The organism is Krasilnikovia sp. MM14-A1004 (assembly GCF_047159485.1).
Classification (GTDB): Bacteria; Actinomycetota; Actinomycetes; order Mycobacteriales; family Micromonosporaceae; genus Actinoplanes.
This window is the reverse complement of sequence record NZ_AP038773.1, coordinates 3,475,231-3,495,454: the sequence shown is the minus strand read 5'-3', so window position 1 is coordinate 3,495,454 and position 20,224 is coordinate 3,475,231. Positions and strand designations below refer to the sequence as shown.

Annotated in this window: 16 protein-coding genes; 8 read left to right on the top strand and 8 right to left on the bottom strand. The window is 73.9% G+C overall.

Annotation, left to right across the window (positions count from 1 at the left end; genetic code table 11):
• Positions 1-95: 95 nt before the first annotated feature.
• Positions 96-1,082 (bottom strand): CPBP family intramembrane glutamic endopeptidase, encoded by a 987-nt coding sequence (locus ACMCNN_RS15710; protein ID WP_412746954.1) that lies wholly within the window; start codon positions 1,080-1,082, stop codon positions 96-98.
• An 86-nt stretch (positions 1,083-1,168) separates the two neighbouring features.
• On the opposite strand from ACMCNN_RS15710, the gene ACMCNN_RS15705 reads away from it, so the two are divergent.
• Positions 1,169-3,193, top strand: a complete 2,025-nt coding sequence (locus tag ACMCNN_RS15705; protein WP_412746953.1) for a sensor histidine kinase — start codon at positions 1,169-1,171, stop codon at positions 3,191-3,193.
• Positions 3,193-3,837 (top strand): response regulator, encoded by a 645-nt coding sequence (locus tag ACMCNN_RS15700; RefSeq protein ID WP_412746952.1) that lies wholly within the window; start codon positions 3,193-3,195, stop codon positions 3,835-3,837. The genes ACMCNN_RS15705 and ACMCNN_RS15700 overlap by 1 nt, the downstream gene beginning before the upstream one ends.
• Positions 3,838-3,839: 2 nt before the next feature.
• On the opposite strand, the gene ACMCNN_RS15695 is transcribed toward ACMCNN_RS15700, so the two are convergent.
• The 6 genes from ACMCNN_RS15695 to ACMCNN_RS15670 are packed head-to-tail and all read right to left on the bottom strand — an operon-like array spanning position 3,840 to position 12,218.
• On the bottom strand, positions 3,840-4,442 hold the full coding sequence (locus tag ACMCNN_RS15695; RefSeq protein WP_412746951.1) for a GNAT family N-acetyltransferase: 603 nt from the start codon (positions 4,440-4,442) through the stop codon (positions 3,840-3,842).
• Positions 4,439-7,336 (bottom strand): amino acid adenylation domain-containing protein, encoded by a 2,898-nt coding sequence (locus ACMCNN_RS15690; protein ID WP_412746950.1) that lies wholly within the window; start codon positions 7,334-7,336, stop codon positions 4,439-4,441. Before ACMCNN_RS15690 ends, ACMCNN_RS15695 begins: the two co-directional genes overlap by 4 nt.
• A 17-nt stretch (positions 7,337-7,353) precedes the next feature.
• A complete protein-coding gene (locus ACMCNN_RS15685; RefSeq protein ID WP_412746949.1) occupies positions 7,354-8,385 on the bottom strand; it encodes an NAD-dependent epimerase/dehydratase family protein in 1,032 nt (343 codons plus the stop codon).
• Between the two features lie 31 nt (positions 8,386-8,416).
• Positions 8,417-10,279 (bottom strand): fatty acid CoA ligase family protein, encoded by a 1,863-nt coding sequence (locus tag ACMCNN_RS15680; protein WP_412746948.1) that lies wholly within the window; start codon positions 10,277-10,279, stop codon positions 8,417-8,419.
• A complete protein-coding gene (locus tag ACMCNN_RS15675) occupies positions 10,279-11,166 on the bottom strand; it encodes a 3-oxoacyl-[acyl-carrier-protein] synthase III C-terminal domain-containing protein (RefSeq protein ID WP_412746947.1) in 888 nt (295 codons plus the stop codon). Before ACMCNN_RS15675 ends, ACMCNN_RS15680 begins: the two co-directional genes overlap by 1 nt.
• A 2-nt stretch (positions 11,167-11,168) precedes the next feature.
• On the bottom strand, positions 11,169-12,218 hold the full coding sequence (locus ACMCNN_RS15670; RefSeq protein WP_412746946.1) for a 3-oxoacyl-ACP synthase III family protein: 1,050 nt from the start codon (positions 12,216-12,218) through the stop codon (positions 11,169-11,171).
• Between the two features lie 120 nt (positions 12,219-12,338).
• Here ACMCNN_RS15670 and ACMCNN_RS15665 point away from each other — a divergent pair, with 120 nt between their 5' ends.
• Both ACMCNN_RS15665 and ACMCNN_RS15660 read left to right on the top strand, forming a co-directional pair.
• Entirely contained in the window at positions 12,339-12,911 is a 573-nt protein-coding gene (locus ACMCNN_RS15665) for a TetR/AcrR family transcriptional regulator (RefSeq protein ID WP_412746945.1), read from the top strand.
• A gap of 36 nt (positions 12,912-12,947) precedes the next feature.
• Positions 12,948-13,571, top strand: a complete 624-nt coding sequence (locus tag ACMCNN_RS15660) for an RraA family protein (RefSeq protein WP_412746944.1) — start codon at positions 12,948-12,950, stop codon at positions 13,569-13,571.
• Positions 13,572-13,644: 73 nt separating this feature from the next.
• Here ACMCNN_RS15660 and ACMCNN_RS15655 read toward each other — a convergent pair whose 3' ends face one another.
• Positions 13,645-14,898: a glycoside hydrolase family 6 protein gene (locus ACMCNN_RS15655; RefSeq protein WP_412746943.1), complete on the bottom strand. Its 1,254-nt coding sequence runs from the start codon at positions 14,896-14,898 to the stop codon at positions 13,645-13,647.
• 226 nt (positions 14,899-15,124) lie between these two features.
• Here ACMCNN_RS15655 and ACMCNN_RS15650 point away from each other — a divergent pair, with 226 nt between their 5' ends.
• The 4 genes from ACMCNN_RS15650 (at position 15,125) to ACMCNN_RS15635 (ending at position 20,222) form a co-directional block, all read left to right on the top strand.
• The gene (locus ACMCNN_RS15650) at positions 15,125-16,765 is read left to right on the top strand and encodes a diguanylate cyclase (RefSeq protein ID WP_412746942.1); all 1,641 of its coding nucleotides are present in this window, start codon (positions 15,125-15,127) and stop codon (positions 16,763-16,765) included.
• Positions 16,766-16,832: 67 nt separating this feature from the next.
• Entirely contained in the window at positions 16,833-18,347 is a 1,515-nt protein-coding gene (locus ACMCNN_RS15645; RefSeq protein ID WP_412746941.1) for a M28 family metallopeptidase, read from the top strand.
• Positions 18,344-19,006: a hypothetical protein gene (locus tag ACMCNN_RS15640; RefSeq protein WP_412746940.1), complete on the top strand. Its 663-nt coding sequence runs from the start codon at positions 18,344-18,346 to the stop codon at positions 19,004-19,006. Before ACMCNN_RS15645 ends, ACMCNN_RS15640 begins: the two co-directional genes overlap by 4 nt.
• Positions 19,007-19,097: 91 nt before the next feature.
• Positions 19,098-20,222, top strand: a complete 1,125-nt coding sequence (locus tag ACMCNN_RS15635; RefSeq protein ID WP_412746939.1) for a calcium:proton antiporter — start codon at positions 19,098-19,100, stop codon at positions 20,220-20,222.
• Positions 20,223-20,224: the final 2 nt, after the last annotated feature.

The window sequence follows — 20,224 nt, the reverse complement described above, 5'->3', positions numbered from 1 at the left end:
GGTCACCCGGCGGCGCGCCGCGGCCGAAGGGCCAGGCACGGGGTGCTCGTCTCCGGTCCCCCCGGAGCACCACCCGGCTCATCGGCCGGCCGCCGCTACCGCTGAGCGGCACATCCGGCGGCCACTGGGAGCGTGCCCACGGCAGGGTCGCCGAGGTACGCGGGGACTGCGCCGCCGGGATCCGGACAGGTGTGACGAATGCCATGCCTGCGGGCCAGCCACGCGATCATCCCGGCGTACCCGAGCAGCACCGGCACGTCGATCACCACGTACCGCCACGGCATGTCCGCGGCGGTCTCGTCGATGCCCAGATCACCGAAGGCGGCGGCCACCAGACTGCCCAGCAGGTTGTTCGCCAGGTGCAGGGCGATGGCCGCCTCCAGCCCACCCGTCCGTACGGTCAGCCACCCCGCGACCAGGCCGAACATGATCAGATCGGCGAAGCCCCACGGGGTGCCCCAGCCGTGCAGGGCGGCGAACACGACCGCCTGCACGGCGATCGGGAGCGACGGACCGCGGCACCAGGCGCCGACGCCCTGCAGCAGCCAGCCACGGGTCAGGTACTCCTCCGCCGCGACCTGCGGCGGCACCACGCACACCAGCACCAGCGCCGACACCGCGAACGGTCCCCAGCCGGCCAGCACCCCGGTCGGGTCGGCGTCCGCGCCGGTGGCCGTGTCGACGGCCATGATCGCGCCGAGGAACACCGCGATCGCGACGCCCGCGACGGCCAGGCAGGTCAGCAGCCAGCGCGGCCGCAGCCGGCCGGTCACCGACGACAGCGTCCCGGCGGGCCGCTCCTGGATCCAGCGGGCCGCCAGCAGCGTGACCGGCAGCAGCGCCGCCACCATCAGGAACGACAGGGCGAGGTCGGCCAGCGCGCCGAAACTCGGCAACCCGTCCGCGCCGTCCGGGCGGCCCGCCAGCGCGGCCGCCGCGCTCACCACCGCGTACCCGACGAGGGCCAGCACGGTGCCGCCGACCACGATGAACAGCGTGCCCAGCGCCGTACGCCACCAGCGGCGCGTCGGAGTGCGGGCGAGGTGGTGGTACGGGCTCAGCGGCGCCGCGACAGTCAGCATCCCGGAAGTGTGGCGGCCCGGGCACGCTGCGCGAATCCGTCCACGGCCGGAAACCGGGCTGTGTCCGAGGTTATAGGTTCCCTGTCGTGACGAAGACCTGGCTGCTGCCCGCGGTGCTGTGCGCCGCGCAGCTCGCGCTGTGGCCCGGCCGCGCGCTCGGCTCGGTGGCGGCGGTCGCGGTGATCGCCACGGTGGTGCTGGTCGCGGCGGCGCTGGGGCTGCGACGTACCCGTCCGGTCCTGTCCGTGCTCGTGGTGGCCGCCGGCCTGACGCTGGCCACCGGGGTCGCACCGGCGGAGCAGCAGGTGTTCTTCCCCGGTGACGCCCTGCTGGTCATCTCCGTGGCCGACCTGGTGGCGTTGTTCAGCGTCGCCGCGCTGCGCGACGCGCGGATCGCGGCGCTGGTGCTCGCCGGGCTGCTGGTGTGGCAGTCCGGGCTCACCGTCTGGCAGGACGGCCTGACCGGCGACTTTCCACTGGAGCTGTTGTCGCTGCTCGTCGTCTACGGCATGGTCGCGACGTTCGGCCGTATCCGTGGCCGCTGGATCGCCGAACGCGCCGCGGCCGCGCGGCGGTTGGCGCAGGCCCGCCAGGCACACCGCGACGCAGCCGACGCCGAGCGTCGTCGGCTGGCGCGGGAACTGCACGACGTGACGGCGCACCACCTGACCTCGATCGTCGTCAACGCGTCGGCCGCGCGGATGCTCGACCGGCCCGAGCTGCGCGCCGAGGCTCTCGACTTCGCCGCGCGGACCGGTCAGGACACCCTCGCGGCGCTGCGCCGCCTCGTGGCGATCATGCCGGCGCCGCCGTCCGAGGCCGAGGTCGTCGCGCCGCGCCTGGCGGATCTCGCCGACGACTTCCGGCAGCTCGGGCAGCTCGTGACCGTCGAGGTCCCGGCCGCCGACCCGCCGCCCGCGCTGGCCGCCGCGGTGCACGGCATCACCCGTGAGGCCCTCACCAACACCCTGCGCTACGCACCGGGCGGTGCGGTCCGGATCGCCGTCTCGTACGGGGCGCAGCGGGCCGAGCTGGTCGTCGACGACGACGGCGGCGACGGCACCGGGGTCGCCGCCGGGCTGGGCGGTGGGCGCGGGCTGGACGGGATGCGCGAGCGGGCGCGGGCCCTCGGCGGAACCCTCGACGCCGGTCCCCGCGACGGCGGCGGGTGGCGGGTACGGGCCGTCTTCCCGCTGGCCGCCGGGACCGGTGCTGCGGCCGCCGGTACGTCGCCGCGCTCCGGAGCCCCGCGATGGCGCCGCGTCCGGAGGTCCGTGGCCGGCCGGCTGCGCAGTCAGGCGGTGTTCGACGCGGGCATCGTCGTCCTCATCCTGCTGCCGGCGCTGAGCGTGCGATTCGGGGCAGCGGACGAGGGCGGCTCCTCCCGGGCGGCCGAAACGCTGCTCCTGCTGGCCATGCTCGCCCACGCGGTGCCGCTGCTGTGGCGGCGGGCCCGCCCGTGGTGGGTGCTCGCCGTCGTCGTGGCGACCACCTGGCTGGGGCCGTTGCTGGCCGTCACCTCGGTGGTCTCACCCGACGACGGCTGGCTGTTCCTGTTCGGCATGGGAGCGGAGCTGGCCGCCGTGTACGCGGTGGCGGCCTGGGGCGCCCGGCCGGGCCTCACCTGGCTCGCCCCGCTCGGCGCGGCCGCGTCGACCGCGACGGCCCTCGGCCTGCTGGCCGCCATGGGATCCACTGAGGACCCGCCGGACGGTACGACGGGCCTGGCGGTGGCGGTGTCGGCGGTCGCGGTCACGGCGCTGTTCGCGCTGCTCCTGGCGCTGCCCATGGCCGCGTGCTGGCTGGCGGGCTGGGCGGTCCGGCGCCGCCGGTCCCGGCGGCACGCGCGGGAGGAGGGCGGGGTCGCCGCCGCGATGGCGCAGGCCGCGATGCGGGCACACGACGAACGGGCCAGGATCGCGGCCGGGTTGCGCGACGCCGTGCTGCGGCACGCGGCCGAGGTGCCCATGGCCGCGGAACGCGCCGACCTCGACGCGGTGGTGGGTGCGGCCCGCCAGGCGCTGACGGCGATGCGCGGCCTGCTCGACGGCCTGGGGCGCGGCGCCGCCGGGCAGCAACCGGAGGAGGTGACGTCATCGCAGTCCGGGTGATGGTCGTCGACGATCAGGTGATGGTCCGGGCCGGGCTGGCCGCGATCGTCAGCGCGCAGGACGACATGGCGGTGGTCGGTGAGGCGGGGGACGGTGCGTCCGCCCTCGCGCTGGCGGCCACGGCGGCACCGGACGTGGTGCTGATGGACATCCGGATGCCCGGCATGGACGGGCTGACCACGACCGCCCGGCTGACCGCCGCCCAGCGGCCGCCCCGGGTGCTGGTGCTGACCACGTTCCACCAGGATGCGTACGTGTTCCAGGCGTTGCGGGCCGGCGCCTCGGGTTTCCTGCTCAAGGACGCCGAGCCCGGCGAACTGGTCGCGGCGATCCGGGTCGTCGCGGCCGGGGAGGCGATGCTCAGCCCGGTGGTCACCCGGCGGCTCATCGACGCGTTCGCCACGGGCGCGCTGACCGCGGCCCCCGGGGCCGACCCGCGCCTGGACGCGCTGACGCCGCGCGAACGGGACGTGCTGGTCCACCTCGCCCGGGGCCGGTCGAACGCGGAGATCGCCGCGACCCTGGGCATCGCGACCGGCACGGTCAAGGCCCACGTGTACGCGCTGCTGCCCAAACTCGGCGTCCGCGACCGCGTCCAGGCCACCATCGTCGCGTACGACCTGGGGCTGGTCCGGCCGCGCTGACCTCAGCCGGCGCGGCGCATCCGGCGGAAACCGTCCAGCGGGCTGCCCGCGGGTGCGGGCCGTTCCCCAGTGACCACCCAGCCGAGCCGTTCGTACAGCCGCTGGGCGCGCGGGTTGGAGAAGGACACGTCGAACTCGACAGCGGCGAGTCCCTGTGCGGGCGCCAGCGCGCGGGCGTACTCCATCATGGCCGATCCGTAGCCCCGGCTGCGGGCGGCCGGAGTGACGCACAGGTTCGCCAGGAACAGGCAGTCCGGCCCCGGCGGGGCGAACAGGTGCGCCAGCGCGGCCGTCCGGCGCAACGCTCGCAGCAGGGCGCGCGGCCCCAGCACCGCCGCCGACCGCATCGTGTGCAGGCTCAGCCGCCGGTAGTCCCGCCCCCGGTACGCGGTCAGGGTCGCCACCACCTGCCCGTCGTCGGCCAGCCCGACGAGCTGGTGCCGGTGGCCGAAGATGCCCTCGCCGCGCAGGAAGTCGCGGCGTACCACGGCGGGCGCACCGCCACCGAAGGTCGCCTCGATCAGCTCGGGGGAGGAGCCGAGCATCAGCGGCACCACCACGTCGACGTCGCCGGCCGTGGCGGCGCGGATGCGCGGGCCGCTCACGACGCACCGCCGAGGATCGACGCGCTGACCGCCGCCGGGGTCGGGTTGCGGATCACCGTCCCCGCCAGAACGTCGTGCGTGGACGGATCCGCCAGCTCCGCGACCGCCGCCAGCATCTCGATCATCGACAGGGAGTCACCGCCGAGGGCGTGGAAGTCGCTGTCCGGCCCGATCAGGGCACGCTCGACCCGCAGGATCCGCGCGAAGATCTGCGACACCCGCTCCTCGACCTCCCCGGCACCGGGCCCGCCGGGCGGCCCCGACACGGGCCGGTGGGCGAACGGGTCGGGCAGAGCCCCGAGGTCGATCTTCCCGTTCGTGGTCTGCGGCAGCTCGTCCACGGCGACGACCACGGCGGGCACCATGTACCGCGGCAGGCACTGCGCCAGGTGGTCGCGGACGTCCTGCTCGGACGCCACGGCACCGACCACGTACGCGCACAGCACCGGGTCCGTGCCGGGCCGGGCCGCCCGCCCGGTCACCACCGCCCGCACGATCCCCGGGTACGTCTCCAGCGTCGCCGCGATCTCGGCGGGTTCGATCCGGTACCCCCTGATCTTGAGCTGGTCGTCGGTGCGGCCCAGGTACTCCAGCTCGCCGTCCACCACCCGTGCCAGGTCACCGGTGCGGTACACCCGGGTGCCGTCGGCCAGCCGGACGAACCGTTCGGCGTCGAGGTCGGGCCGGCCCCGGTAGCCGCGCGCGAGCTGGTCACCGGCCAGGTGGATCTCGCCGGTCTCGCCGGGCGCGGCGAAGCGGCCGTCGGCGTTGAGCAGGAACACCGACGTATTGGCCACGGGCCGCCCGATCGGCACGGCCGTCCCGGTGTCGCGGCCGGCGTCGTACGTGTGCACCACGCAGCCGATGGTCGCCTCGGTCGGGCCGTACTCGTTGACGATCCGGCAGTCCGCCCCGAACGCGCGCTGCGCCGCCGCCGCGACCGCCGGGCGCAGCTGCTCGCCGCCCACCACCAGCACCGTGAAACCGGCCGGGGTGAGACCCAGCCGCCCGATCAGGTCCAGATGTGCCGGGGTGAGCTTGAGGGCGTTGGCGCCCGAGCGTTCCAGCATCTCCCGCAGGCTCACGTGGGTCGGCTCGTCGGGGATCAGCGCGACGCTGCCCCCGGCCAGCAGCGGGAGCAGCAGCGACGTGCCGGTCAGGTCGAACGCCAGCGACGTGAACAGCGCGAACCTGGTGCCCGCGTCCACCCGGTACGTCTCGCGCGCCCAGGTGACGTAGTTGACCAGACTGCCGTGCTCGATCTGCACGCCCTTGGGCCGCCCGGTCGAGCCCGAGGTGTAGATCACGTACGCGAGATCGTCCGGTGTGGCCTCGTCGTCGACGGGTGGTGCGCCGCCGGTCGGCAGGTCCTCCAGGATCACCCGGGCGACCGCGACCCGCCCGGCGTGGCGGCGCCCGACCAGGCACAGCGGCGCGCCCGCGTCGCGCAGCACCCGGCCGATCCGTCCGTCCGGGTGCTGCGGATCCAGGGGCAGGTACGCCGCCCCGGCCCGGAGCACGCCGAGGATCGCCGCGACGGCCTCCACCGTACGGTCGGCCAGCAGCCCGACGACGTCGCCGCGGCCCACGTCCCGCTGGCGCAGCGCGTGCGCCACCGCGTCCGCGCGGGCGTCCAGTTCCGCGTAGCTGACCTCGCCGAAGGATCCGGTCAGCGCCACGGCCTGTGGTGCGGCGGCCACCTGGCGGGCGAACAGTCCGGTCAGCGTCGCCCGGGGCACCGCGCGGCCGGTGTCGTTGCCCGCCCAGTGCCGGTGCGGCGACAGCGCGGCCTCGACCGCGTCCAGCAGCGCCTCGGCCCGCTCGGGCGTGCCGTGGTGGGCGACGGTCAGCTCGGTGCGTCCCGGCGGCGCGGTCGCCACGATGGTCAGCGGGGCCAGCGGCGCGTGGGTCGGCAGGGAGTAGACCGTCGCGGCGCGGAAGCCGTCGGCGCTGAACTCGGCCGGGTCGACGCGGCCGAGGTGGGACAGGATCGCGGTGCACATGTGACGGTCACCGGCCAGCCGCAGCGACCGGGCCAGCAGCCCCAGCGGCAGCCGGTACGCGGCCCGTTCCGCCGCGCCGCCGGTGACCTCGCGCCGCTCCACGAGGGCGCGCAGGATCTGCTTGTGCAGGCTCTGCCACGGCTCGTCGCGGCCCGCGGTGAGGAACACCGGCAGGCTGAGATTGGCGGTGCTGTGCAGCGCCGGGTCGTGCCGGCGCAGGTCGACGGGCACCATGAACCGGGACCGGTCGGCGCCGGTGAACCCGGCCACGGCCGCGGCGAGCTTCGCGACCAGCCCGGGGTGGTTGCCGTCGACGGTCCGCCGCGCCCATCCCTGCCCGGCGTGGTCCGGTCCGGACGGGCGCTGCACGGCTGCTCCCCGGGCGGCGGTCGCGGCCGGTCGGGGAGCGGCCAGGGGGGAGCGCCAGCCGACGCTCATCCGGGGCCGCCGGCCGGGCGCGCCCAGCCGGTCGGCCAGGCCGAAGTCGGTGAGCATCGCGGGCGCACCCAGCGGCGGCTCGCCGCGCAACGCCCGGAACACGTCCGCCGCCCAGGTCAGCACGCCCCGGCCGTCCATCACCGCGTGGGACACCCGGAACATCACCGCGCCCTCGGCGACCACGACCTCGCAGGTGCGTTCCAAGGGGGTGGCCGCCAGGTCGGGCCACAGGGGAGTGGACCCGGCCATGGTCACCGGCGGGGCGTCGCCGGTGTCCACCCAGGTGCGGCCGTGCCGGGCCAGGCGGGCGCCCGGGCAGGCGGCCGAGGCCACGCGTACGGCGCGGGTCAGCGCGGCGGGATCGAGGCTGCCCTCGCCCTCGACGACGAGCTGGATCGCGAACGGCGGCATGGTGCGCTGACCGGCCAGGTACAGCCACTCGGTCGGCGACACGGGCCGCTGGTAGGGGTTCACCGGACGTACCGGGTGAACGCGTCGACGCCGCCGATGCCGTCCACCCACTCGCGCAGCTGCCGCAGCCCGGTCGCCTGGTCGAGCACCGGGGCGTACCCGAAGTCGCGGGCGGCGGCGCTCGTGTCGTACGTGCTGGACCGGGTCAGCAGCGCCACCGAGTACCGCGACAGCGGCGGCGAGTGCCGGTCGCGCAGGTACGGGACGCGCCACACCGTCTCGATCGCGGCGACCAGCGCGTCGCGTACCGCCGGTGGCACCCGGCGGGTCGGTGGTGCCGCGCCGAACATCGCGCCCACCTCGGCGATCAGTGCCCACACGTCGCTGACCTCGGCGTCGGCCACGAAGTACGCGCGCCCGCCGACCCGGTCGGAGCCCGCCGCCCGCAGGCAGGCGTGGGCGGCGTTGGTGGCGTGGCACAGCGAGGCCAGCACGGTGCGCCCGCCGGAGAGGTCGGGCAGCCGTCCCGCCCGCAGCTTCGCGATCAGCCGCGGCATGAACCCGTGCCAGTCCCGCGGCCCCCAGATGCCGCGCGGGCGCAGCGCGCACGTGGTGAACCCTGGCTCGTCGGCGGCCAGCACGAGGCGTTCCGCCGCCGCCTTGGTCTGCGAGTACAGGTTCAGGTACGTCGCCGGGTACGGCGTGCTCTCGTCGATGCCCACCTGGTCGCTGCCGTCCATCACCGCGCTCGGGCTGCTGACGAAGACGAACCGGGACACCCCGTTGGCGCGCGCCGCGGACAGCAGCCGCTGCGTGCCGGCGACGTTGGTGTCGTGGAACTGCGCCGGGCTGCCGTGGTCTGTCACGCGGGCGGCCGAATGGATCACCGCGTCCACCCCGGCCGTGGCCACGGCCAGCGAGGCCGCGTCGGCCAGGTCGCCCCGGGCCGGCTCGACCCGATCGGCGCCGGCGTCCATCGACGGGATCGCCGCCGGCCGCAGCAGCGCCCGGACGTCGTGCCCGGCCGCGATGGCCGCCTCGGCGATGTGCCCGCCCAGGAACCCGGAGGCCCCGGTCACCAGAATCTTCACCGCGGACCCCTCCGGAGACCCGCGCCGGACGTCACCGCCACGGCAGCCCCTTCCACCAGGTCGCGCCGAACACCATGGTCAGCGCGGCCGCCCGGGCCCCGGCGATGCCCGCGAACCGGGCCCGGCGCACCGCGAGCGGAATCTGCAGGCCGTGCGCCACGAAGCTGAGCACGAAGTCGACGCACCACAGCACCCACAGGGCCGGGTGCGGCATCGGCCCGACCAGGCCGTACGCGAGGAAGGCCCAGCCGGCCAGCGGCACGAGCCGCGGCGCCAGATCGCGCGGGCGGCGCGGCCGCAGCCGCCAGGCGGCCCAGGCCGACAGGTACTCCCGGTTGATCTTCGCATTGTGCCGGATGTCGACAGGGAACGCCGGGTGGAACAGGAACTCGTCGAGGGGCTTGGTCACCGGCTGGCTGGCGGCGAGTTCGCGCAGCTCGCCCCGCAGCCGGTCGTGGTCGGTGACGCCGGGGCGCGGCTCGACGCACACCACCGGCCGGCCACCGGCGCCGACCGGGCCGGCGTCGACCAGGGCGGTGCGGTACACGTCCGGATGCGTGTCGAACACCCCCTCGACCTGGACCGTGTGCAGGTCACCGACCCGCTGGCTCTTGCGGCCGCAGAACCAGATCCGCCCGGCGTCGTCGATCCAGCCGAGGTCGCCGGTGCGGTGCCAGCGCCGCTCCCCGTCGGTGATCCCGGCGGCGGCGTCGGCCTCCGGCATCCGGTGGTAGCGCGGGCTGACGGTCGGCCCCGCGATGGTGATCTCGCCGACCTCACCGGGCTTCGCCAGCAGGTCGTCGTGCCACACCGGCAGCGGCTCGTCGGTGATGCGGATGATGCGTACGTCCATTCCGTCCACCGGGCGTCCCACGCAGGTGCCCGCCCCGGCCCGGCTGCCCTCGCGGGTGTCGCGCAGGATCTCCCGGGACTCGATGGAGGCGATCGGCAGCGCCTCGGTGGCGCCGTACGTGATGTGGAAGTCGAGGCCGTCGCGGTGCAGCGTCCGCACCACCTCGTCGGAGACCGGGGCGCCGCCGGCGACCACGGTGCGCAGGGTCGGCAGCTGCCGGCCGGTGTCGCGCAGGTACCGGCCGAACGGGTCGAGCAGCGCCGGCGAGGCGAACATCCCGGTGACCCCGTACCGCTCGACGGTGTCGGCGAGGGCCGCCGGGTCGGCGGCACCGACCCGCGTCGGGTCGACCGGGGCGAGCACGCACGTCGAGCCGATCAGCAGGTGCAGCACCCCGAACATCGGCGAGGTCACCAGCGCCACGTCGTGGCTGGACTGGCCGTGCACCGCGGCGATCTGCTCGACCATCGCCTCCAGCGCGCCGTGGGTGGACTCGACGCCCTTGGCCGGGCCGGTGCTGCCGGTGGTGAAGCCGACCGTCAGCAGGTCGTCCGGGCCGGGTCGCTCGGTGGGCGCCGGATGCGGGCCCTCCAGCACAGTACGCAGGGTCGCCCCGCCCCAGAACCAGCGCCGCCCGGCGGTGACCGGGATGCGCACCCCCGCGAACGCGCGCCGGTTGAGCAGCCGCACCACGTGGGCGATCCCGACGCCGATGAACGCTTCCGCCCCGGCGCTGCGGTAGCAGTGCAGCATCCGGCGCACGCCCATGCCGGGATCGACGACGACCGGCACCGCGCCGAGCTTGAGCAGCCCGAAAAGCACCGGGTACAGCTCCAGCCCGGGCCGCAGCATCAGCACGGTCCTGGTGCCCTTGCCGATGCCCAGCGCCCGCAGCCCGGCGGCGTACGCGTCGGACCGCTCGTCCAGCTCGCGGAAGGTGAGCCGGCCGTGGCCCGGCCGGATGACCGCGTCCCGGGCGCCGAAGTCGCGGGCGTGTGCGGCCAGCCGGGCCGCCACGCCGGTCGCCGTCGCGAGTGCCATCAGCCGGCGCGGTGGTAGACCGAGCAGGCCACGGACAGTCCCGCGCCCGCGGCCACGAACAGCACCTGCGGGTACGCGTCGGCCCGCCCCGCCTCGACCGCCTGGTGGTAGGCCAGCGTCAGCGCCGAGGTGTGCGGGTCACCGTCGACGCTGTGCACGGTCACCACGGCGTCGGCCGGGACGCCGAGGCGCTCGGCCAGCTCGGCCGCGAACGACGGCGTCGGCTGGGAGGCGACCAGCAGTGTCCGGGACAGATCGAGGCCCTGCTCGGTGGCGTACCGGGCGGCCTCGGCGGCGGCGAAGTCCACCAGCCGCTGCGCGTAGTCGGGGTCGCGGCGTACCCAGATCATCTCGCGGCCGCGGGTGCCGACCGCGTCGAGATCGGCGTAGCCGACCACGCCGGGTGCGTCGTCGGGGGCGGTCGCGGTGCTCACCGGACCGAATCCACCGGCCGTGTCGGCGGAGCGCGACAGCAGCATCGCGGCGCCGACGTGCGCGTACCCGAAGTCCGGGTCGGGGCGGCCGGACGGGTGGGTGTCGCCGGAGACGATCAGCGCGTACTCGGCGTCACCGGCCAGGAAGGCGCCCGCCACCTGGACCGCGTTGAGCAGCCCGCAGGCGCCGTTCATCAGGTCGAACGACAGGGCCGGGCTGCCCGAGCGCAGGTAGTCGAGGTTGGTGCCGACGTTCTTCTGGATCAGCGCGGACATGGCCGGTTCGGCCATGTTCTCGTCGCGGTACACCCCGACGTTGATGAGGACGTCGACCTGGTCGGGGTGGACCCCGGCGTTCTCCAGGCAGGCGGTGGCGGCGGCCGAGGCGCGCGCGATCGACCCGGACAGCTGCGGGTCGGTGCTCACCGCGGTGGAGGCGATGGCGGTGGGCATGGTCAGACCTCCAGGGAGCTGATGGTGGCGGAGACGCAGCCGGTGACCACACCGGAGGCGGCCGGTACGAGCAGGTACTTGGCGCCGGGCTTGGCGCGGCCGCTGCGCAGGTGGTCGTGCAGGACCACGAAGTGGGAGGTGGACGAGGTGTTGCCGTACTTCTCGACCACGGACAGCGACTCGGGCATCGGCGTACCGAAGGCCTTCTCGCCGTGGCTGTTGACGTTGCGGATGAACTTGCTGCCGACCTGGTGGTGCACGACGTAGTCGTAGCCCTCCTCGGCGAAGGTGGACCCGCGCTTGGCCAGGAAGTCGGTCTGGAACCTGCTCCACAGCCGGGACCGGTCCTCCTTGTGCATCTGGTGATTGTCTGTGTAGAGCGCGATCCCTTGGTTACGATCGCTCGGCTTACCTATGCACAAATGTGAATATTCAGAGCAGGTCATCAGCTCGACGTAGTGGATCCGGTCGGCCTCGGAGGTGGACTCGTCGAGGATCACGGCGGCGCCCGAGTCGCCGACGGTCAGCGAGCCGAACTGCGGGTCGTACAGCTCGCTGATCTCCTGGACCGCGGTCTCCGCGATCGCGGTGATCTGCTCGCCGCTGACCACCAGGCCGTTGCGGACCACGCCCGCCCGGATCAGCCGGTCCAGGACGGCGACGCCGGTGAGCATTCCGGCGCAGGCGTTGGAGACGTCGAAGTGGATCGCCCGGGTGGCGCCCAGCGACCGGGCCAGCTGGTGCGCGAACGACGGCTCGAATTGGAAGACGTTGCCGCCGTGGTACCGGGTGATCGAGGCCGAGATGACCACGTCGAGGTCGGCGGCGGCGTACCGGGAACGGGACAGGCAGTCCTCGGCCGCGCGCCGGCCCAGGACGAACGAGTCCTCCAGCGAATCCGGGCTCTTGTCGTGGACCCGGCGCTCGGCGATGCCGGTGATCTGCTGCAGATCGAACGGTGGCTGGTAGCTCATCTGCGCGACGAGGTCGCGCGTGGTGACGACGGTCGACGGCAGATACGCGCCGATCGACTCGAACCGGGTGTGGGTCACCAGAACCTCCGGGATGAGACGGGCCGGGGGCGGCCACGCTGAAGACGCATCTAAGTAGACCGATTGATATAGTTTCGTCGTCGGACCCGCGAGGCAAGTCAGCGAGACGTGAGGTGTGTCATGCCGAGGCCAAAGTCGGACACCCGGGCGCGCATCATCGCCAGCGCCCGTACGCTGCTGCGCCGGCACGGCTACCACGGCACCGGCCTGACCCAGATCATCGAGCACAGTGGAGCCCCGCGCGGATCCGTCTACTTCCTGTTCCCCGGTGGCAAGGAGGAGATCGCCGTGGCGGCGGTCGACGACTGGGCGGTCGAGGTGGACCGGCTGATCCACGACCGCCTCGCGGACAGCACCAGCGCACGGGGCTGGGCCATCTCGATGGTGGAGCACTTCGCCCGTGACCTGCGCGAGTCCGACTTCACAGAGGGCCTGCCGGTCACCACGATCACCCTGGACTCCGTGCCCGCCTCGCCGGCGCTCAGCAGGGCGTGCCGCGCGGCGTACGACACCTGGCTGGCCTCGGTCACGCAGGGCCTGGTGTCCTTCGGCGCCCCGGCCCGCCGCGCCGCGGGGCTGGCCGCCCTGATGCTGGCCACCCTGGAAGGGGCCGCGGTGCTGTGCCGGGCGTACCGGACCACCGGCCCGCTCGACCAGGTCGCCCCGTACGTGCTCAACCAGCTGCCCGCATAATGTCCGTGCCCCCCGGTCCGAGGAGCAGGAGGAACCATGGGTGAGGTCACCGGATTCGCCGACATCCCGCCGACGACCCTCGCGGACGTGCTGAGCCGCGCGCAGGTCATGGACATCGGCATCCGTCCGCTGTGGACCCCCGTGCCCCGCGTGGCCGGGCCCGCGTTCACCGTGCGGTGCCCGCCGGGCGACAACCTGATGCTGCATGCGGCCATCTACCGCGCGGCGCCCGGCTCGGTCATCGTCGTGGAGTCCGGCGACCTGGACTTCGCGCTGGCCGGCGGCAACGTCTGCGCGGTCGCGCACCGGCGGGGGATCGCCGGGTTCGTGCTGGACGGCGTGGCCCGCGACCTCGCCGAGATCCGGGAGATGGGCTTCGCCGTGTTCGCCCGCGGGGTGATCCCGATCCCCGGCACCAAGGCGGCGGTCGCGCCGCTGAACACTCCGGTCCGCTGCGGCGGCGTGGAGGTCGCGCCGGGCGACATCGTGGTCGCCGACGAGGAGGGCGTCGTGGTCGTGCCGGGCGCCAGGGCCGACGAGGTGCGCGCCGCCGCCGAGCGGAAGCTGGCAAAGGAGGCCGCCGAGTCGCTGGACGACTGGGAGGCCGCCCACCGCAGCCGGATCGGCAAGATCCTCGCGGAGGGCGGCTTCCCGGACTGAGGCCCCGGGGCTGAGGCGCCGGGGCTGAGGCGCCGGGGCTGAGGCGCCGGGACCGGGGCCCCGGACTGGGGCCTCAGCGCACCGGCGGGTCGGCCAGGCGCACCAGTTCGATGGCCTGCTGCGGGAACCACGCCCCGGCGGCGGGATCAGCCTGGTCGCCGCGGGCCGGGTCCGTGCCGGTCCCGGTGCCGCGGTCACATTGGCCGTCGGACTCGCCCGGCACCTTGATCCACAGGTACGCGTCGATGAGCGGATCGCCGGTGCTGCTGGTCGGCCGCGCCCCGAGGCCACGGTCCGGCGGGTTGCACCAGGTCATCGGGTCGGGCCAGGTGTTGCCCGCGGGCGGCGTCCAGGAGCCCTGGCCGTTGCGGCTGGTGTCGACCACGAAGTGGGTCAGCTGGTCCGCGGGGACGTCACCGACGTGCGCGTCGTACCACTGGTCGCTGAGCGTCCAGGTGCTGAAGTCCTTCGGGTCGGCCGGGTGGTACTGGCTGGCGCAGTCGCGGTACCGGCCCGCCGTCGCCTCCTGCGTGCCGTAGTGGATGCACTTGCTGACCCAGGTGCCGTACTTCTGCAGCCTGGGGGTGGCCTCGAAGTTGGACACGTTGAGGAAGAAGCCGTCGGCGCGCCGCACCCCGGCGCGCACCAGACGGTCCGCGGCGTCACCGGAGCTGAGCCAGTTGCTGTTGGTGCCGTCCAGGTAGACGCTGGTGCGCTTGAGGGCCTCGAAGCGGTCCACGGCGTAATTGAGCATCGCGAACCGGTCCCGCTGGGCGGTGGCCGGATCGGCCTCGGCGGGCTTGCACCATTCCGCGTTGCCGTTGATGTCGGTGTACCAGGGGATGATGCCCAGGCTGTCGGGTTCGAGCATGACCTCGGCCGGGCCGTTGCCGAGCCCGGCCGCGAAGGCGTCGATCCACGCCTGGTACTCCGCGACGGTCCGCGCGCCGCCGGCGGAGTACGCGCCGCAGTCGCGGAACGGGATGTTGTACGCCACGAACACCGGCACGCTGCGTGTCAGCGCTGCCTTGCGGACGTGGTCGCGGACGAGCTTGGTCAGCTCCGCGCCGGAGTACTTGGTCACCCAGACCGCCTGCGGGGTCGCGGCCATGGTCGTGAGCTGGTGCGCCAGCCCCCACCGTCCGGTGGCGGCCAGCTCGACGATCTGCTCGACGGCGCCCGGGTTCGGCGCGGGGGTGTAGAACCGCGTGCGCTCGGGGACGGCCGCGTACGCGGGTGTCACGGTCAGCGGGATGGCCGCCGCGAGGGCCGCGACGGCCGCGAGGGCGCGCGCACAGCGCCCGCGGCGAGAGAGGGACGGCGCCACGTTGTCGCTCCTCAATGGTCGGAGGGGGAGTCCATGAGAGCGCTCCCAAATGGTCTGTGTGAGCGTGCCTGTTCGTGTTAACCCTGTCAATATCTGGAAACAGGGTGAGCCACGTCACCCGGCTGCCACCCCGCCGCACCGCACCGGCAACTGCGCCGTCCCGCGGCCGGCAACCGCCCCGCCGTACGGTGATCTCTGCTGCACCTCGACGGGGAGGACGTGCGACATGGCCGGCACCACGGCGCCCGGGTCGACGGAGGAAAAGGTCGGACCGACCTCCGCCGAGGAGCTCGCCCGTACGGTGGCCCGGTTGTCCCCGGCGGCGCCGCACGCCGAAGCCCTGCTGAGCGCCGCGCTCGAAGCGCTGGAACTGGACGCGAAGGTCGACTTCAGGACCATCGCCGAGGCGGCCGCGCAGGCCGAGCGGATCGCGTCCGGCCTGGGCCGTGCCGACCTGCGCATGCGGGCCCGGCTGGTACGCGCCGAGGCGCTGCTGTGCGAGGGCGACGCACCCGCGTCGGGCCGGATCGCCCACGAGGCCATGGATTGGGCCGCCGGGCACGACGACGCATACGTGCTGGCCCGCAGCCACCTCGCGGTGTCCAGCTTCCGCCTGCACCTGGGGGACCTGCCCGACGCGCTCGCCCACGCGGTCCAGTGCGTGACCCACACCGGTGACGACGTGTCCGCCGCCGTCCGGGCGCGACACCTGTCCCATCTCGGGGTGACGCTCTGCGAGAGCGGCTCGCTGGACGAGGCCCGCCGACGCTTCACCGACGGCCTCGACATCGCCGCCGCCATCGCCGACCCCGACCTGTCCGTGCGCCTGCTCAACAACCTGGCGTACGCGGTGCTCAAGAGCGGCGACCACGCGGAGGCCCAGCGCCTGGTTACCGAGATGCGGGCGATCTCGGCCCGGCGCGGCGCACCCCTGAGTCCCGCCTACCTGGACACGATCGCCCGCGTCGAGCTGATGCACGACCGGTACGACGACGTCGAGGCCACCCTCGGGCCCATCCTGGACGGCCGGGCCGGGCCCGTCGACGACCTCTCGCTGGCCGAATCCCTGCTGACCGTGGCCGAGGCGCGCCGGCTGCGCGGTGCGACCGCCGCCGCGCAACAGGGCCTCGACCAGGCGATCGAGGTCTGCGCCGGCAGCGACCTGCCGTCCGTGCGGGCCCGGATCCGTGAGGAGCAGGCGCAACTGTTCGCGGCGACCGGCCACTACCGGGAGGCGTACGAGGAGTACCGGCTGTTCCACGCCGAGATGCAGGCGCTGCAGTCCGCGCAGAGCGAGGCGCGCGCCCGGACCCTGCAGGCCGTGTTCGAGGCCGAGGAGGCCCGGCGGGAGAGCGAGCGGTTCCGCGAGATGGCCCAGCGTGACCCGCTGACCGGGCTGCACAACCGGCGCTACGCCGATGAACATCTGGAGCTGCTGCTGCAGCGCTCGGCCAACCGCGGCACCCCGCTGTCGGCGGCGCTGGTCGACCTCGACTACTTCAAACGCGTCAACGACACCCTGTCGCACGCCGCGGGCGATGCAGTACTCCGGCATGTCGCGGAGCTGCTGTCCGGCGCGGGCGGCGACTCGTGGCTGGTGGCCCGCCTCGGCGGCGAGGAGTTCCTGCTGGTCCTGCCGGACACCGACGCCGACTCGGCGATGCGGTGCTGCGAATCAGTACGCACCAGCATCGCCGCCCACCCGTGGCAGCCGGTCACCGGAGCGCTGCCGGTCACCGCCAGCATCGGGGTCACCACCGTCGCGGGTGCCGACACCACGCCGTCCGCCCTGCTGGCCCGGGCGGACCGCAACCTCTACGCGGCCAAGCGCAGTGGCCGCAACCGGGTCGTCGCCGATCCCGGCTGACCAGGTATCGACAACCTTCTCTTCCGGCTAGGCTGCGCGGAGGTCGACAGTCGACAGAGGAGGATCCTTGCGCAAGGCAGTCATTGCGGCGACGGCGTTGTCGCTGGTCACGCTGGGGGCGGCACCCGCGAACGCCGTTGATCGGGTCAACAGCAAGCGGCTGCGGGACGCCGTCACTGTCAACGGCATCCTCGGCCACGAGCGGGTGTTGCAGCGCATCGCCAGCCAGAACGGCGGCACCCGCGCCTCCGGCACACCCGGATACGCCGCCTCCGCCGCCTACGTCAAGGACACCCTCACCGCCGCGGGCTACCGGGTGAGCGAGCAGGAGTTCACCTTCCCGTTCTTCCGCGAGCTGGCCCCGCCGACGCTGGCCCAGCTCACCCCGGCGCCGGCCGACTACGCGACGAAGACGTTCGACCTCTCCGGCAGCGGGGACGTCACCGGCACCGTCACGCCGACCACGGACGTCCAGGTCCCGGCGCCGGCCACCCCCGGCGTCACCTCGGGCTGCGAGGCGGCCGACTTCACCCCGGCCGGTGCGGCTCCGGCGATCGCGCTGATCCAGCGCGGCACCTGCACGTTCCAGATCAAGGTGAGCAACGCGGTGGCCGCCGGGTACGACGCCGTCGTGATCTTCAACGAGGGCCAGGCGGGCCGCACGGACGTGCTCTCCGGTGACCTCGGCAGGGCGTTCGAGATCCCGGTGGTGGGGCTCAGCTACGCCGACGGCGCCGCGCTGTTCGCCGCCACGCAGTCCGGCGCCGTCACGGCCCGCGTCACCACCTCCACCTTCGCCGACCCGGCCGCGAAGACCAGCAACGTGATCGCCGAGACGCCCGGCGGCGACCCGGACAAGGTCGTCGTGGTCGGCTCGCACCTCGACTCGGTGATCGAGGGCCCCGGCATCAACGACAACGGCAGCGGCGTGGCCACCAACCTGGAGATCGCCAGGCAGCTCGCCGCGCTGAAGGTAAAGCCCCGGCAGAAGGTCCGCTTCGCGTTCTGGGGCGCGGAGGAGGCCGGACTGCTGGGCTCGGAACACTACGTCGCGACCCTGCCCGACGCCGACCTGGCCCGGATCTTCGCGAACCTGAACTTCGACATGCTCGGCTCGCCGAACTACGTGCGGTTCGTCTACGACGGCGACGGATCACAGACCACCGTGTCGGGCCCGCCCGGATCCGGCGAGATCGAGCGGATCTTCACGGACTACTTCGCGGGGCAGGGGCTGGCCACCGAGCCGCGGGAGTTCAACGGCCGCTCCGACTACGGGCCGTTCATCGCGGTGGGCATCCCGGCCGGCGGGCTGTTCAGCGGCGCCGAGGGCAAGAAGACAGAGGCGCAGGCCACAGTGTACGGCGGCACCGCGGGCGCCGCGTACGACGCGTGTTACCACCAGGCGTGCGACACGACGAACAATCTGAACCCCGCGGCCCTGGCCGAACTGTCCGACGCCGCAGCCCACGCGGTCTACACCCTGGCCATGACCAGGACCGGCTTCTTCCCCGACGGCTCGCTGCGCGCGGCCGCGCGCCGGTCGGCGGCGAAGGCGCCGCGCACCACACACCCGACCCGTTGAGGGGATCGGTACGCACGCGCGGCGCTCTGCTGGCGGCGCTCGCCACCGTCGCCGCGCTGACCCTGACGGGCGCACCGGCCCACGCCGACCCCGGGTCGGCCTGCCCCGAGGTGCGCCTCACGGCCGACCTGCCCGCCCCGCCACCCGGCGGGGCGGTCCGGCAGAGCGTCACGATCGGTGACGACTGCGCCGCCCACCTCGGCCCGGTCGAGGTGGTCCCGGCGGCCCGGACCGCCGCGCGCAGCCTCGCCGCCGGGGCGGCGCCGCGCACGTTCCACTCGTTCTCGCAGATGTACGACTGCTGCAACATCCTGATGACGGCGCTCTACTCGGACCACACCTGGAACACCGGCGACGGCCTGGTCCAGGCGGCCGACTCCCGGGTGAGCACGCACGTGAACCGGGAACCGTGGGACGCGGGCTGGACCGTGCGCGATTCCACCGGCTCGGGTGGCTGCTCCGCAGCCTGCCCGGCGGCCACGTACACGGCGCACGCCGACTTCACGTACCGCGGCATCTTCGACGTCACGGGCACCTGGTACGCCAATACCCACGACTCCTCGGTCGTGCTGGCCGGGGACGGCACGGCGACCTGCCGGCACACCGTCGACCTGCGGCACACGTTCATCGGCTGGCACTGGGAGCACGGCTGCTCCTGAACCCCGCACGGTCAGGGCCGACAGCGCCGTCGGCCCTGACCGGGGCGCCGGTTTCGGATACGCTGCCCGGTATGTTCGGGACGGCGATCACGTGAAGGTTCCCGGCACGCCGCTGACCCGTTCGGCGACGATCGTGCCGCTGGTGGCGCTGGTCGCCCTCGTCCTGATCTGGGGCCGACACCTGCTCCCGGCGATCGAGATCGCCGTCGTCCTGCTGCTGTCCGGCTCGGTGCTCGCCGCCGTGCATCACGCCGAGGTGGTGGCGCACCGGGTCGGTGAGCCGTTCGGTTCACTGATCCTCGCCGTGGCCGTCACGGTGATCGAGGTCGGCCTGATCATCACGTTGATGATCTCCGGCGGTCCCGGCACCGCGTCGCTGGCGCGCGACACCGTCTTCGCCGCCGTGATGATCACGTGCAACGGCATAGCCGGGCTGTCCCTGCTGGTCACCGCGCTGCGGCGCGGGGTCGCCGTGTTCAACGCCGAGGGCACGGGCGCCGCCCTGACGACCGTGATCACCCTGGCCACCCTCAGCCTGGTGCTGCCCACCTTCACCATGAGCAGTCCGGGCCCGCAGTTCAGCGGCGCCCAGCTGGTCTTCGCCGCGGTCAGTTCCCTGGTCCTGTACGTGCTGTTCGTGTTCGTGCAGAGCGTCCGCCACCGCGACTACTTCGTGCCGGTCGGCAGCGCCGGACGGCACACCGCCGACGCGTCCGCGGAATCCGCCGCGCCCGACGACGAGCATGCAGCCACCCCCACGGCCCGCGCGACCCTGTTCAGTCTGATGTTGCTGCTGGTCGCCCTGGTCGCGGTCGTCGGTCTGGCCAAGGTGGAATCCAAGACGATCGAGAAGGTGGTGGCCGACGCCGGGCTGCCGCACACCGTCGTCGGTGTCGTCATCGCCCTGCTGATCCTGCTGCCGGAGACGATCGCCGCCGTCCGCAACGCCCGCCGCGACCGGGCCCAGATCAGCCTCAACCTCGCCCTGGGCTCGGCCATGGCCAGCATCGGGTTGACCATCCCGGCGATCGCCATCGCCTCCATCTGGCTGGACGGCCCGCTGCTGCTCGGCCTGGGCCCCACCCAGATCGTGCTGCTGGCGCTGACCGCCGTGGTCGGGGTGCTGACCGTGATGCCCGGCCGCGCCACCGTGCTGCAGGCGACGGTGCACCTGACCATCTGCTCCGGCTACCTGTTCCTGGCCGCCAACCCGTGAAC